This window comes from Streptosporangium sp. NPDC049078 (genome assembly GCF_040648855.1).
GTDB lineage: Bacteria > Actinomycetota > Actinomycetes > Streptosporangiales > Streptosporangiaceae > Streptosporangium.
Genome location: NZ_JBEZEL010000006.1, coordinates 88096 through 100898, shown reverse-complemented (window position 1 = coordinate 100898; position 12803 = coordinate 88096). Strand labels below are relative to the sequence as shown.

Sequence of the window (12803 nt, the reverse complement as noted above, 5' to 3'; positions counted from 1 at the left end):
GATGAAAGTCCGTACGCGGTCAGCGATGGCCGTACTCGCCATAGGCGCGCTCGCACTCACCAGCGCGTGCGCCGAGGGCAACCAGGGCGCCCCCGCCGCTCCCAGCGGTTCCGCCGGCGCGTCCGCCCCCGCCGCGGAGCCCTTCAAGCCGCCGACGATCACGGTCGGCACCGCGGAGGACTCCAAGGGTCCCGCCATCGAGCCGGAGGGTGTCGTCAAGGGCGGCACCGTCACGATGATCGACCGGGACGACTTCTCCCACCTGGACCCTGCCCAGCTCTACGTCAACACCGAGACGAACTTCTCCCTCCTGATCGCGCGTACCCTCACCGGCTACAAGCGCACCGACAAGAGCGAGTACAAGCTGGTCGGCGACCTCGCCACCGACACCGGCACCCCCTCCGACGGCGGCAAGACCTGGACCTTCACCCTCAAGGACGGGGTGAAGTGGGAGGACGGCACGCCCATCACGTCCGAGGACGTGAAGTGGAGCATGGAGCGGACGTTCGCCCCCTTCGTCACCCAGGGCCCGACCTACATCCAGCAGTGGCTCACCGAGGTCGACCACAAGAAGGCCTACCAGGGGCCCTACGACGGCAAGCGCCTCGACAGCATCGAGACGCCGGACGACAAGACGATCGTCTACAAGTTCAAGACGCCGCACGCCGACGCCAACTACGCCTTCGCCATGGGCGGCTACGGCATCGTCCCCAAGGAGAAGGACACCAAGGAGAAGTACGACAAGGCCCCCGTCTCCAGCGGCCCGTACATCATCAAGAACCACGTGGTCGACAAGTCCATCGACCTTGAGCGCAACCCGAACTGGGACCCGGCCACCGACCCGATCCGCGGCGCCTACCCCGACAAGTGGCGCCTGGAGTTCGGCCAGGAGAACCTGCAGATCACCGACCGCCTGATCGCGGACGCGGGCCCGGACCAGACCGCCTTCACCTTCTACGCGACGGTCCCGCCGGAGCGTCTGCAGCAGGTGCTCGGCGACGCCAGCCTGGCCCCGCGCCTGATGAAGAGCCCCTCCCCGTACGGGAACTACTACTACTTCAACCTTGACCGGGTGAAGGACCAGAAGATCCGCCAGGCCATCAACTACGCGTGGCCGTCCAAGCAGATCCAGCAGGTCTACGGTGGCCCGCAGGCGGCCGCGCTGCCGACCACCATCCTCAACGAGAACACCACGGTCGGCTACCAGCCCTACGACCTGTTCGGCAAGGAGGCCAAGCCCGAGGGTGACATCGAGAAGGCCAAGCAGCTGCTGGCCGAGTCGAGCAACCCGACGCCGACCATCGTCTTCGCCCACAACCAGACGCCGCTCCAGGAACAGATCATGGTCGTGATCAAGAGCGCCCTGGAGAAGACCGGCATCAAGGTCGTCGCCAAGCCGCTGGACCGCAAGACCTACTACGACTCCATCGGCCTGGTGAAGAACGAGTTCGACATGTACTGGGGTGGCTGGGGCGCCGACTGGCCGTCCGGCTCGACGGTCATGCCCGTCATCTTCGGCCCGATCGCCGACGGTGCGCCGAACTACGCGCACCTGAAGGACGAGGCGCTCACCAAGGAGATGGACGAGATCACCGCGATGACCGACATCGACGCCCAGAACAAGGCGTGGATGGACCTGGACAAGAAGATCCAGGAGACGATCACCCCGCTCGTGGTCGCCGAGAACCGGATCGCCAACACCCTGCACGGCTCCAAGATCGGCGGCGCGGAGATCGACCCGCAGTCGTGGGTCGTCCAGCCGAACAGAATCTTCGTGAAGCCGTAACGCCCACGAAGCCTTAGGAGACACCGGCGGCCGTGGCCTCGCGGGAGGGCGACACCTCCTCCCGCGAGGCCACGGCCAAGGGGCCGTCGGCCCCAGCAGCGGTCCCAGCCACCTCGGGAAACAGGCAATGCTTCCATTCATCACTCGCCGCACGCTCGGCGCCGCGGTCACGCTTCTGATCATCTCCGCGGTCACGTTCTTCCTCTTCTTCGCCGTGCCCGCCGACCCGGCGAGGCTCGCCTGCGGCAAGGTCTGCCCGCCCGAGCTCCTGGAGCAGGCGCGGCACAACCTGGGACTGGACCAGCCCCTGTTCGCCCAGTTCGTGGCCTGGCTGGCCGGCATCTTCGTCGGCCGCGACTACGAAAGCCTGGGCCACTGCCCGGCCCCCTGCCTGGGCTACTCGTTCGTCAACCGCGAGCCGGTGTTCGAGACGATCCTGGACCGGCTGCCGGTCACCGTCTCCCTCACCATCGGCGCGGCGATCGTCTTCCTGCTCTTCGGCATGGCGACCGGCATCGTCGCGGCCCTGCGCCAGGGCAAGCCGCTGGACAAGATCGCCAGCGTGGCGTCCCTCATCGGCGCCTCCGTGCAGATCTACTTCATCGGCACGCTCGCGCTCTACTTCCTCGTCTACAAGAACCAGATCCTCCAGCGGCCCCAGTACCTGCCGTTCACCGAGAACCCCGTCGCCTGGGCGAGCGGGCTCGCGCTGCCCTGGGTGGTGCTGGCGATCATCTTCACCGCCAACTACACCCGTATGACGCGCTCGACGATGGTGGAACAGCTCAGCGAGGACTACGTCCGCACCGCGCGGGCCAAGGGCATGTCAGGGCGGAGCGTGGTGCTGAGATTCGCCCTGCGCGGCACCCTCACCCCCATCATCACGATCTTCGGCGTGGACCTCGGCACGCTGATCGGCGGCGCGATCATCACCGAGACCACCTTCGGGTTACAGGGGCTCGGGCGGCTCTCCATCAAGGCCGTCGACAGCTCCGACCTGCCCATGCTGATGGGGACGGTGCTCGTGGCGGCCGCCGCGATCGTCTTCTTCAACATCGTCGTCGACGTCCTGTACGCCTTCATCGACCCTCGCGTCCGGCTGAGCTAGGAGTTCTGAAAAAAGTGTCAACTCCCTTCCTCTCGGTCCGTGACCTGACCGTCGACTTCCACACCGAGGACGGCGTCGTCCACGCGGTGGACGGGCTCTCGTTCGACGTCGAGAAGGGCACCACCCTGGGTGTCGTCGGCGAGTCCGGGTCCGGCAAGTCGGTGACCAACCTGACCGTGCTCGGCCTGCACAACCCGGAGACCACCAAGATCAGTGGGGAGATCCGGCTGGACGGCGAGGAGCTGATCGGCGCCTCCAACTCCACCATGGAGAAGCTGCGCGGCAACAAGGTCGCGATGATCTTCCAGGACCCGCTGACCTCGCTCTCCCCGTACCACACCATCGGCAGGCAGATCTCCGAGGTCTACCGCAAGCACACCGGCGCGAGCCGCGCCGAGGCGAGGGACCGCGCGATCGAGATGCTGACCCGGGTCGGCATCCCCCAGCCGAAGACCAGGGTGGACGACTATCCCCACCAGTTCTCCGGCGGCATGCGGCAGCGCGCGATGATCGCGATGGCCCTGGTGTGCGACCCGGACCTGCTGATCGCCGACGAGCCCACCACCGCCCTGGACGTGACCGTGCAGGCCCAGATCCTGGACCTGCTCAAGGAGCTCCAGGACCAGACGGGCGCCTCGATCATCCTGATCACCCACGACCTCGGCGTGGTCGCCAACACCGCGCACGACGTGCTGGTGATGTACGCCGGGCGGGCGGTGGAGCGCGGGACCGTGAGAGAGGTCCTCCGCGAGCCCCGCCACCCCTACACCTGGGGTCTGCTCGCCTCCATGCCCCGCCTGAGCGCCCCCGTGGACGTGCCGCTGCGGCCGGTCCGCGGCACCCCGCCGAGCCTGATCAATGTTCCCTCCGGCTGCCCCTTCCACCCCCGGTGCGACTACATGGAGCTGGCCGGTCCCGAGCTGTGCCGCTCCGAGCGGCCGGAACTGTCCCCGCACCGCGGCCACGGCGACGCGTGCTACCTGACCCTCGCCCAGAAGAGGGAGATCCAAAAGTGAGCGAGACAACCGGTGAACCCCGCGGCGAGGCGCTGCTGGAGCTGTCCGGCCTGAAGAAGCACTTCCCGGTGATGGGCGGTCTCGTCTTCAAACGCCAGGTGGGCAAGGTCCACGCGGTGGACGGCATCGACCTGACGGTGCACGCCGGCGAGACGCTCGGCCTGGTCGGCGAGTCCGGCTGCGGCAAGTCCACCGCCGGGCGGCTGGCGTCCCGGCTGCTGGAGCCCACGGCGGGCAGCATCAGGTACGCCGGGCGGGAGATCGGCCACGCCACGCGCAGAGAGCTGAAGCCGATCCGGGCCGAGATCCAGATGATCTTCCAGGACCCGTACTCGTCGCTGAACCCCCGGCACACGGTGGGCAGCATCATCGGCGGTCCGATGGAGATCAACGGCATCAACCCCCCCGGCGGCAGGGAGAAGCGGGTCCGGGAGCTCCTGGAGATCGTCGGGCTCAACCCCGAGCACTTCAACCGCTTCCCGCACGAGTTCTCCGGCGGCCAGCGGCAGCGCATCGGGGTGGCCCGCGCGCTCTCCCTCGACCCCAAGCTGATCATCGCGGACGAGCCGGTCTCCGCCCTCGACGTCTCCATCCAGGCGCAGGTCGTCAACCTGCTCCAGCAGCTTCAGCGGGACCTGGGCATCGCGTTCCTGTTCATCGCGCACGACCTGGCGATCGTGCGGCACTTCTCCCAGCGGGTCGCGGTCATGTATCTCGGCAAGATCGTCGAGGTCGCCGACCGCGCCTCCCTGTACGAGCGCCCCCGTCACCCCTACACGCACGCGCTGCTGTCGGCGGTGCCCGAGGTGCTGGAGGACGAGGCGCCGCGCGAGCGCATCCGCCTGGCCGGGGACGTGCCCTCCCCGATCAACCCGCCGTCCGGCTGCCGCTTCCGCACCCGCTGCTGGAAGGCCCAGGAGAAGTGCGCGACCGAGGAGCCCCCGCTGCTCAGGCTGGAGGGCAACAGGGAAGGTCACCTGACAGCCTGCCACTTCCCCGAGGAGCCGACCGTGCACGGCGAGGACGTGGTGCTGGACCCGGCGCTGCAGACCTGACGGTCCCGCGCCTCGCCGCGCCTCGCCGCGGGACGCCTGGCCCGCGGCCGCGGACCCGGCGGTCCGATGGCGGCGTTTCCCCCGATCCTCACCGTTTTCCGGCACCGGCCGCCACCTCGGCGGCCGGTGCCGTCGGCTCGGCGGCTCAACGGCCGCCCGCGGGGTGAATCGACGGCCGGCGGTCCAGCGCCGGGTGATCCGGTGGTCAGCGGCTCAGCGGCCTGCTGATCCGGTGGTCAGCGGCTCGGCGGCCGGCCGCTCACGACTCGGCGGAGGTGGCGAGAGCGCGCAGGCCGTCGACCGCGCGGGCCGGGTCCTCCGCGCCGTAGACGGCGTTGCCCGCCACGAAGACGTCGGCGCCCGCCTCCGCGCAGCGCTCGATCGTCGTGTCGGAGACGCCGCCGTCCACCTGGAGCCAGACCTGCCCGCCGTGCCGGCCGATGAGTTCGCGGGCCCTGCGGATCTTGGGCAGCACGATGTCGAGGAACCTCTGCCCGCCGAAACCGGGATCGACGGTCATCACCAGCAGCATGTCGATCTCGCCGAGCAGGTCCTCGTACGGCTCGACGGGGGTGGCCGGGTTCAACGCCAGGCCCGCGCGAGCGCCCGCCCGGCGGATCTGGCGCAGCGTACGCACCGGGGCCTTGGCCGCCTCCACGTGGATGGTCACGCTCCCGGCACCGGCCTCGGCGTAGCCGGGTGCCCAGCGATCCGGGTCTTCGATCATGAGATGGCAGTCGAGTGGCGTCGAGGTCGCCTTGAGCAGAGACTCGACGACCGGCAGCCCGAGGGTGAGGTTGGGCACGAAGTGGTTGTCCATGACGTCCACGTGCAGCCAGTCGGCGTTGGGGACCGCCGCGGCCGCCTCGGCGAGGCGGGCGAAGTCGGCGGACAGGATGCTGGGCGAGATCTGTACGGCCATGATTGGCCGATTCTAGCGGCGGGCCCCCCTCCTCCGTCCGGCTCGGGTCCGCGACGCCCAGGACCGCGCGGCCGAGGGGCTACCGCCTGTCGCCCGGTCCCCCGTTCTCGCCGCTCCCGCCGGAGGCCGGCGGCAGGTCGCCCGGCCCGCCGCCCGCACCAGGAGGAGGCGGAAGGTCGTCCGGCCTGTTCAGCTCGCTCTTGAAGACGCGCAGGGAGCGGCCCACCGACCTGGCGGCGTCGGGCAGCCTCGCGGAGCCGAACAGCAGCACGAACACCGCCGCGATGATGAGCAGTTCGGGCAGTCCCAGGTCGGCCATGGGACGACCTCCTTTCGATCGGGCGTCCCCGTCTCCGGAGTCTGCCGGAGGACGGGGTGCGCCGCCGTGCCGCCGACGGTCGACGGTCCGGGCGGGTCAGATGTCGATCCGGACGCGGTATCTCTCCAGCCAGGCGTTGAACTGGAGGAGTCCCTCCAGCGACGCCCTGCCTCCTCCAGGGCCGCCGCCCGCCTCCGGCCGGTCGATCACGGCCCGTACCTTCTCCCTGTCGACGAACGGCGCGGCGGCGAAGTGGCCGCCGCCGAGCAGCCGGGCCGCCTCCGCGCGGACGGCCTGCTCGTAGGCGGGGTCCTGCGTCGAGGGGTAGGGGCTCTTGCGGCGTCCGACGACCGAGGGCGGCAGGACGTCCGCGGCGGCGGCGCGCAGCAGGCTCTTCTCCTGCCCGTCGAACGTCTTCATCGCCCAGGGGGCGTTGAAGACGTACTCCACCAGCCGGTGGTCGCAGAACGGCACCCGGACCTCCAGCCCGACGGCCATGCTCATCCGGTCCTTGCGGTCCAGCAGGATCTGCACGAACCGGGTGAGGTGCAGGTAGGAGATCTCCCGCATGCGCCGCTCCAGGCCCTCCTCGCCCGGTAGCCGGGGCACCTCGTCGAGCGCCCGCCGGTAGCTGTCGGCGCGGTAGCCGGGGATGTCCAGCTTGCGCATCAGGTCCTCGTCGAGGAGCGCCCCCACCCCCGCGAACCGTCCGAACCCCGGGGACGCCAGCCACGGGAAGGTGTCGGCGAAGACCGCCTCGGGGTCGAAGAACCACCGGTAGCCGCCGAAGACCTCGTCGGCGGACTCACCCGACAGCGCCACCGTGGAGTGACCCCGGATGGCGCGGAACAGCAGATGGAGGGAGGTGTCCATGTCCCCGATGCCGATCGGCAGGTCACGCGCCCTCAGGACCGCGGCGCGCACCGCGGGGTCCATGAGATCGGCGGAGTCCAGGACGATGTCGGCGTGCTCGGAGCCGATGTGCCGTACGACGTCGTGCACGTACGGTGTGTCGGGGGTGTCGCGCATCTCGTCGGGCGTGAAGTTCTCGCTGTATCCGGTGAAGTCGACGGAGAACGACCTGATCTTCCCTCCTCCCTGCCCCTCCAGCCCGAGCGCGGCGAGCGCCGTGATGGTGCTGGAGTCGAGGCCCCCGGAGAGCAGGGTGCACAGCGGCACGTCGGAGATGAGCTGCCGGGTGACGATGTCGTTCAGCAGTTCGCGCACGGTCCCGACGGTGGTGGTGAGGTCGTCGGGGTGCTCGCGGGCCTCCAGGTGCCAGTAGGGGCGCCGGCACAGGAAGTCGCGGGTCACCCGGACGGTGTGGCCGGGGCGCACCTCGTACATGCCCCGGTAGACGGCGTGTTCCGGGTTCTTCACGAAGGCGATCAGCTCACGCAGGCCGTCGGCGTCGACGGCGGGCGTCCCGATCAGGGGGTTGGCCATGATCGCCTTGGGCTCGGAGCCGAACAGCACACCGTTCGGGAGCGGGTGGTAGTACAGCGGCTTGATGCCCATCCTGTCCCGGACGAGCAGCAGCTCCTCGCGGCGGACGTCCCAGATCGCGAAGGCGAACATGCCGTTCAGCCGTTCGGGGAAGCCCTCACCCCATTCGAGGTAGGCCCGCAGGAGGACCTCGGTGTCGCTCCGGGTGGAAAAACGGTGGCCGTGGGCGATCAGTTCCGCGCGCAGCTCGACGAAGTTGTAGATCTCGCCGCTGTAGGTGAGGACCGCGAGTGTCTGCCCGTCCTCATCGGCGATCATCGGCTGGCGCCCGCCCTCGATGTCGATGACGGCGAGACGCCGATGGCCTATCGCGGCGTGCGGGGCGAGCCACAGCCCCTCGTCGTCGGGTCCGCGGCAGGCCATGGTGTCGGTCATGGCCTGCGCGATGGCCCGTGACTGTCGAAGATCGCGCTCGAAGTCCACCCATCCGCTGATTCCACACATTTCGCCACCCCGCATCCTGCTCGGAAGCAGTTACATTCAGGCGAACAGCCCTCAGTGTCGATATATGCCCAAATAATGTCCTCTGACCTGCGGTGATGATCTCATCCGCCCTCCTTCGCCAGGAGGGCGGCGTTCGTTCAGCGGCGGCGCAGCAGGGCGAGGAACATCGCGTCGGTGCCGTGCCGGTGCGGCCAGAACCGCGCGTACGGCCCCTCGCCCAGCCCCTCGACCTCGGGAAGCGGATCGCGGGCGTCCAGCGCCTCGACGTCGTCGCGGCGCCCCAGGACGTCACCGACCACGGCGACGGTCTCCGCCAGGTGCGGCGAACAGGTCACGTACGCGACGACGCCGCCGGGACGTACCGCGTCGATCGCCGAGTCGAGCAGGGCGCGCTGGATCCTGCCCAGCTCGGGAAGGCTCCGGGGATCGCGGCGCCAGCGGGCCTCGGGACGGCGGCGCAGCGCGCCCAGGCCGGTGCAGGGGGCGTCGAGCATGACCCGGTCGAAGACCCCCGGCCGCCAGGCCGGCGCGGTGCCGTCCGCGGTGATCACCGCGGCCTGCCGGGTCGTCTGCCACACCAGCCGCGCCCGGTGGTACTGCAGCTCGGCGGCGAGCAGGCGCGCCTCGCCCTTCCGGGTCGCGAGGGCGTCGAGCAGGCCCGCCTTGCCACCGGGACCCGCGCACAGGTCGAGCCAGCGGGAGTCGGAGCCCTCCAGCGGCACCCGCGTCAGGGCGAGCGCGACGAGCTGGCTCGCCTCGTCCTGCACGGCCGCGCGCGACTCGGCCACGGCGAGGATCGCACCGGGGTCGCCCTCGGCCAGGTAGGCCGCGTACGGGGAGTATCTGGCGGGTTCCGCGCCCGCCTCCAGAAGCTCGGCGACCGAGGAGCGGCCCGGGCGCGCGACGAGGGTCACCTTCGGACGCTCGTTGTCGGCCGCGAGCAGGGCGGCCGTCTCGTCGAAGTCACCGCCCACCGCGTCGCGCAGGGCGTCGACGATCCACCTCGGGTGGCTGTGGGCCACCGCCAGGTGACCCACCGGGTCCTCGGCCGGGTCGGGCGCCACGATCGGGATCCACTGCTCCAGAGAGCGGGTGGAGACCTTGCGCAGCACGGCGTTGGCGTACTTCGACGCGCCGATGCCCACACGCAGCCGCACCAGGTCGACCGTGGTGCCGACGGCGGCGTGCGGGGGCACCCGCGTTTTGAGCAGCTGGTGCACGCCCAGGCGGACGGCGTCGAGCAGCGGCGGGTCGACGTCCTCGGGCGCCCGGTCGCTGCAGGCCGCGATGACCTCGTCGTAGGTGCCGAGGCCGCGCAGGGTGCCGTAGGCCAGCTCTGTGGCCAGGCCCGCGTCGCGCCCGGAAAGGCGGCGCTCGCGCAGCAGCGCGGGCATCAGCAGGTTGGCGTAGGCGTCCCGCTCGTCGACGGCGCGCATCAGGTCGTACGCGGCGTTGCGCGCCTCGTCGCGGACCGGCTTGGGCGGGCGCCCGCCTCTGCCCCTGCCTCCGGCGCCGCGTGAACCGCCCGCCGGCCCGTGACCCCCGCCGCGCGGGACGTTACGGCCGTTACCACTGCTCATGATCTTCAGGCCAGCCGATCCTCGTCGGTGGGCCGCACGCCGCGGGCCCACTCCCCCGCGCCCATCAGACGCTTGCCCTGCGGCTGCACCTCGCCCAGCTCGACCGGGTAGGTGGCGGTGCCGACCAGGACGGAGTTCTTGGACGCCGCGATCTGGCCGGGGGCCAGGCCGGAGGCGTCGGGAACCGGCCGCACGGGCCCCAGCTTGATCCGCCCGCCGCGGAACCCGGTCCACGCGCCCGGGGCGGGGGTACAGGCGCGGACCAGGCGATCGACCCGCATCGCGGGCGCGGACCAGTCGACCCTCGCGTCGTCGACGCTGATCTTCGGGGCGAGGCTCACCCCCTCCGCGGGCTGCGGCACGGCCTCCAGCTTGCCGTCCTCGATCCCGTCGAGGGTGGCCGCCAGCAGCCCCGCCCCGGACTCGGCGAGCCGGGCGAGCAACTCCCCGCTGGTGTCGGTGGGGCGGATCTCCTCGGTCACCACGCCGTAGACCGGACCCGCGTCCAGCTCCTTGACGATCCGGAAGGTGGCCGCGCCGGTGATCTCGTCGCCGTGGAGCACGGCGTGCTGCACCGGCGCCGCGCCGCGCCAGGCCGGCAGCAGCGAGAAGTGCAGGTTGACCCAGCCGTACCGAGGGATGTCCAGGGTGGCCTGCGGCAGCAGCGCGCCGTAGGCGACCACCGGGCAGCAGTCGGGGGCGAGCTCGGTGAGCCGGTCGAGAAACTCCGGGTCGCCCGCCTTGGGCGGCCTGAGCACCTCGATGCCCGCCTCCTCGGCGAGCTCGGCGACGGGGCTCGGATGGACCTTGCGGCCCCTGCCCGACTGGGCGTCCGGGCGCGTGACGACGGCGACGACGTCGTGGCGAGGCGAGTCGATCAGTGCCCGCAGCGAGGGCAGGGCGGTGTCCGGGGTTCCGGCGAAGACCAGTCGCAAGGTTCCTACAGAGCCTTCCCTTGGGTGGCGTGCGGGGAGAACTTGAACGTGGGGGCCGACAGCCCGCTCCAGTCGGCCTCGCGGATCGCCTTCATCGCGAGTTTGCGCTGCTTGGCGTCCATCCGGTCGATGAACAGCACGCCGTCCAGGTGATCGGTCTCATGCTGGAAGCAGCGGGCCATCAGGTCGGTGCCCTCAAGGGTCACCGGCTCGCCGTGCATGTTGAAACCGGTCGCCACGGCCCGTATCGACCTGGGCGTGGGGAAGGACAGGCCGGGGAACGACAGGCAGCCCTCCTCCCCCTCCTCGTCCTTGTCCTCCGACAGGTCGAGGTTGGGGTTGATCAGATGCCCGAGCTGGTCGTCCACGTAGTAGGTGAAGACCCGCAGGCCGACCCCGATCTGCGGCGCGGCCAGCCCGGCTCCCGGCGCGTCCATCATCGTGTCGGTGAGGTCCTTGACGAGCTTGCGCAGCTCCTTGTCGAAGTCCTTGACCGGGTCGGCGGGCGTGCGCAGCACCGGATCGCCGAAAAGACGGATCGGCTGAATGGACAACAGGGGTCTCCTCACACTTCATGGGATGCCGCCCAGTCTAAGGGCGGCGGCCGCCTCCCCCGGGCCCTCTTCAGGGCCGGGCACGGGACCGGCCGGACGAGCCGTCGCCGCGGAAGGACGGGCGTTCACCCGGGCACGTCCGTCCCCGGGGACACGGACATATCCGGGCGAGCCGTCGCCGGGGACCGGGAGGTGCCGGGATCAGCGGGAGCGGGCCTTCATCGCCGCCTTGCGGGCGGACTTGGCCACCGCCGCGTCACCGTGGCGAGAACCCAGCAGATCCAGGACGGCGAAGGTGTCCGGGTGGTCCACCAGAGCCATCTCCTCGATCACCCGGACCAGGTCCTCACCGGGTTCGAGGGTGTCGAACTCGCAGATCGCCTCCGAGGCGTCGCCGCGCTCGAGCAGCGAGGCGAGCGAGTCGACCGCGAGCCAGGTGTTGTCGGCGGGCGTGAGGGCGGGCGCGGGCAGGTGGCGGATGTGCAGCCAGGAGGCGGCGTAGCGCCACATGGCGGGCTCGGAGAGGGCCTCTCTGAGCGGGGCCTCGGCCTCGGGGCCGAGCTCCTCCAGGATCGTGCCCACGGCGCCACGGCGGCCGGCCGTACCCGAGGCGGCGACCTTGACCAGCTCGCGGGCGGCGGCCTCGGGGTGGCGGGACTCCAGCCACACGGTGACGGCGCTGGGCGCGGCGGAACCCTTCATGATCGCCTCGACCAGCTCCGCCGCGCCCAGGTCGGTGAAGACGGCGACCTCCGCGCCCGTCGGCGCGTCGTGGCCCTCCCGCATCAGGTCCTGGCGGACGGCCCACATGCCCAGCGGGGTCAGCCTCGGCCGCCCTGACCGCGAGGTCTCGACCAGCCCGCAGTAGCCCAGCAGCGACAGGGCCGACTCCAGCTGGGCGGGAAGCGCGCCCGTCAGCACCCGCATCTCCGCCTGGCGGGCACCGCAGGCCACCTCGTGCGACTGCAGGATGCCCTTCACCAGGGTCGCGGTGGACAGCCCCTCGCGCACGGCGTACAGCGTGGCGAGCATCTCGGCCAGATGGTCGTCGATCACCGGGGAACCGGTCAGGTCGTCGTCGGCACGGTCGAGGACGTCCATGACCACGCCGTCCCAGAATCCCAGCAGCGCCCGGGGCGGCAGGTCGGCGGAGAGCACGAGCGGGCCGGGCGTCACCTCACCGCGAACGATGCGGAGCATGCCGGTGTTGACGGCGACCACCCAGAGCAGGTGCAGCCGCGCGGGGCCCGGCAGTCCGAGCTCGGCGCACGGCGTGAACGGGTCGGGCAGCAGCCCCTCGGGGGTCACCCGGCGGGTGCCGGTCCAGACGGCCACACGCTGGGCGTCGATCACCAGCGGCACCTGCGGGACGTGCGCGGCCAGCTCCTCGTCCGTGGCGAGGTCGACCGGGGGAAAGCTCAGCGCGTCGCCGCGCGGGGGGCGACCTCGGCCCGTGGTGGTGACGGACTCCTCGAGAACGGCCGCCCGCAGCTCGCGTGGTGCCGTTCCCAGCTCGTCGACCAGCCTGCGCAGTTCGCCGATGTCGAAGACGTTCCCACTGTTCCCGCTCTTTGCCAC

Annotated in this window: 11 protein-coding genes; 4 read left to right on the top strand and 7 right to left on the bottom strand. The window is 70.8% G+C overall.

The annotated features are described in order from the left end of the window. The first annotated feature begins 1 nt into the window (after position 1). From AB0B90_RS11670 to AB0B90_RS11655, 4 genes are all read left to right on the top strand, one after another. Positions 2-1786: an ABC transporter substrate-binding protein gene (locus tag AB0B90_RS11670; protein WP_350948070.1), complete on the top strand. Its 1785-nt coding sequence runs from the start codon at positions 2-4 to the stop codon at positions 1784-1786. Between the two features lie 127 nt (positions 1787-1913). Continuing rightward, positions 1914-2894, top strand: a complete 981-nt coding sequence (locus AB0B90_RS11665) for an ABC transporter permease (RefSeq protein ID WP_350948069.1) — start codon at positions 1914-1916, stop codon at positions 2892-2894. A gap of 14 nt (positions 2895-2908) precedes the next feature. Next, positions 2909-3910 carry an ABC transporter ATP-binding protein gene (locus AB0B90_RS11660; protein WP_350948068.1) on the top strand — a complete coding sequence of 334 codons (1002 nt, stop codon included), beginning with the start codon at positions 2909-2911 and terminating at the stop codon, positions 3908-3910. A 71-nt stretch (positions 3911-3981) separates the two neighbouring features. Then, positions 3982-4965, top strand: a complete 984-nt coding sequence (locus tag AB0B90_RS11655) for an oligopeptide/dipeptide ABC transporter ATP-binding protein (protein WP_350948146.1) — start codon at positions 3982-3984, stop codon at positions 4963-4965. A 259-nt stretch (positions 4966-5224) separates the two neighbouring features. On the opposite strand, the gene rpe is transcribed toward AB0B90_RS11655, so the two are convergent. From rpe to AB0B90_RS11620, 7 genes are all read right to left on the bottom strand, one after another. Further along, complete coding sequence (gene rpe / locus AB0B90_RS11650) at positions 5225-5887, bottom strand: ribulose-phosphate 3-epimerase (protein WP_362922310.1); 663 nt, start codon at positions 5885-5887, stop codon at positions 5225-5227. Positions 5888-5966: 79 nt separating this feature from the next. Beyond that, positions 5967-6206 (bottom strand): twin-arginine translocase TatA/TatE family subunit, encoded by a 240-nt coding sequence (locus AB0B90_RS11645; RefSeq protein ID WP_350948066.1) that lies wholly within the window; start codon positions 6204-6206, stop codon positions 5967-5969. Positions 6207-6302: 96 nt separating this feature from the next. Beyond that, positions 6303-8156, bottom strand: a complete 1854-nt coding sequence (gene asnB, locus AB0B90_RS11640) for an asparagine synthase (glutamine-hydrolyzing) (RefSeq protein WP_362922308.1) — start codon at positions 8154-8156, stop codon at positions 6303-6305. A 137-nt stretch (positions 8157-8293) separates the two neighbouring features. After that, positions 8294-9736 carry a transcription antitermination factor NusB gene (locus tag AB0B90_RS11635; protein ID WP_362922306.1) on the bottom strand — a complete coding sequence of 481 codons (1443 nt, stop codon included), beginning with the start codon at positions 9734-9736 and terminating at the stop codon, positions 8294-8296. Positions 9737-9741: 5 nt separating this feature from the next. Next, a complete protein-coding gene (fmt, locus tag AB0B90_RS11630) occupies positions 9742-10671 on the bottom strand; it encodes a methionyl-tRNA formyltransferase (RefSeq protein WP_350948064.1) in 930 nt (309 codons plus the stop codon). 5 nt (positions 10672-10676) lie between these two features. Next, positions 10677-11225 (bottom strand): peptide deformylase, encoded by a 549-nt coding sequence (def, locus tag AB0B90_RS11625; protein WP_350948063.1) that lies wholly within the window; start codon positions 11223-11225, stop codon positions 10677-10679. A gap of 201 nt (positions 11226-11426) precedes the next feature. Next, positions 11427-12803: a hypothetical protein gene (locus tag AB0B90_RS11620; RefSeq protein WP_362922304.1), complete on the bottom strand. Its 1377-nt coding sequence runs from the start codon at positions 12801-12803 to the stop codon at positions 11427-11429.

Bases quoted from the DNA above. Each gene is read 5' to 3' on its own strand.
- AB0B90_RS11665 (WP_350948069.1), top strand. From the start codon at position 1,914: ATGCTTCCATTCATCACTCGCCGCACGCTCGGCGCCGCGGTCACGCTT.
- rpe (WP_362922310.1), bottom strand. From the start codon at position 5,887: ATGGCCGTACAGATCTCGCCCAGCATCCTGTCCGCCGACTTCGCCCGC.
- asnB (WP_362922308.1), bottom strand. From the start codon at position 8,156: ATGTGTGGAATCAGCGGATGGGTGGACTTCGAGCGCGATCTTCGACAG.
- AB0B90_RS11670 (WP_350948070.1), top strand. From the start codon at position 2: ATGAAAGTCCGTACGCGGTCAGCGATGGCCGTACTCGCCATAGGCGCG.
- AB0B90_RS11635 (WP_362922306.1), bottom strand. From the start codon at position 9,736: ATGAGCAGTGGTAACGGCCGTAACGTCCCGCGCGGCGGGGGTCACGGG.
- AB0B90_RS11655 (WP_350948146.1), top strand. From the start codon at position 3,982: ATGGGCGGTCTCGTCTTCAAACGCCAGGTGGGCAAGGTCCACGCGGTG.
- AB0B90_RS11645 (WP_350948066.1), bottom strand. From the start codon at position 6,206: ATGGCCGACCTGGGACTGCCCGAACTGCTCATCATCGCGGCGGTGTTC.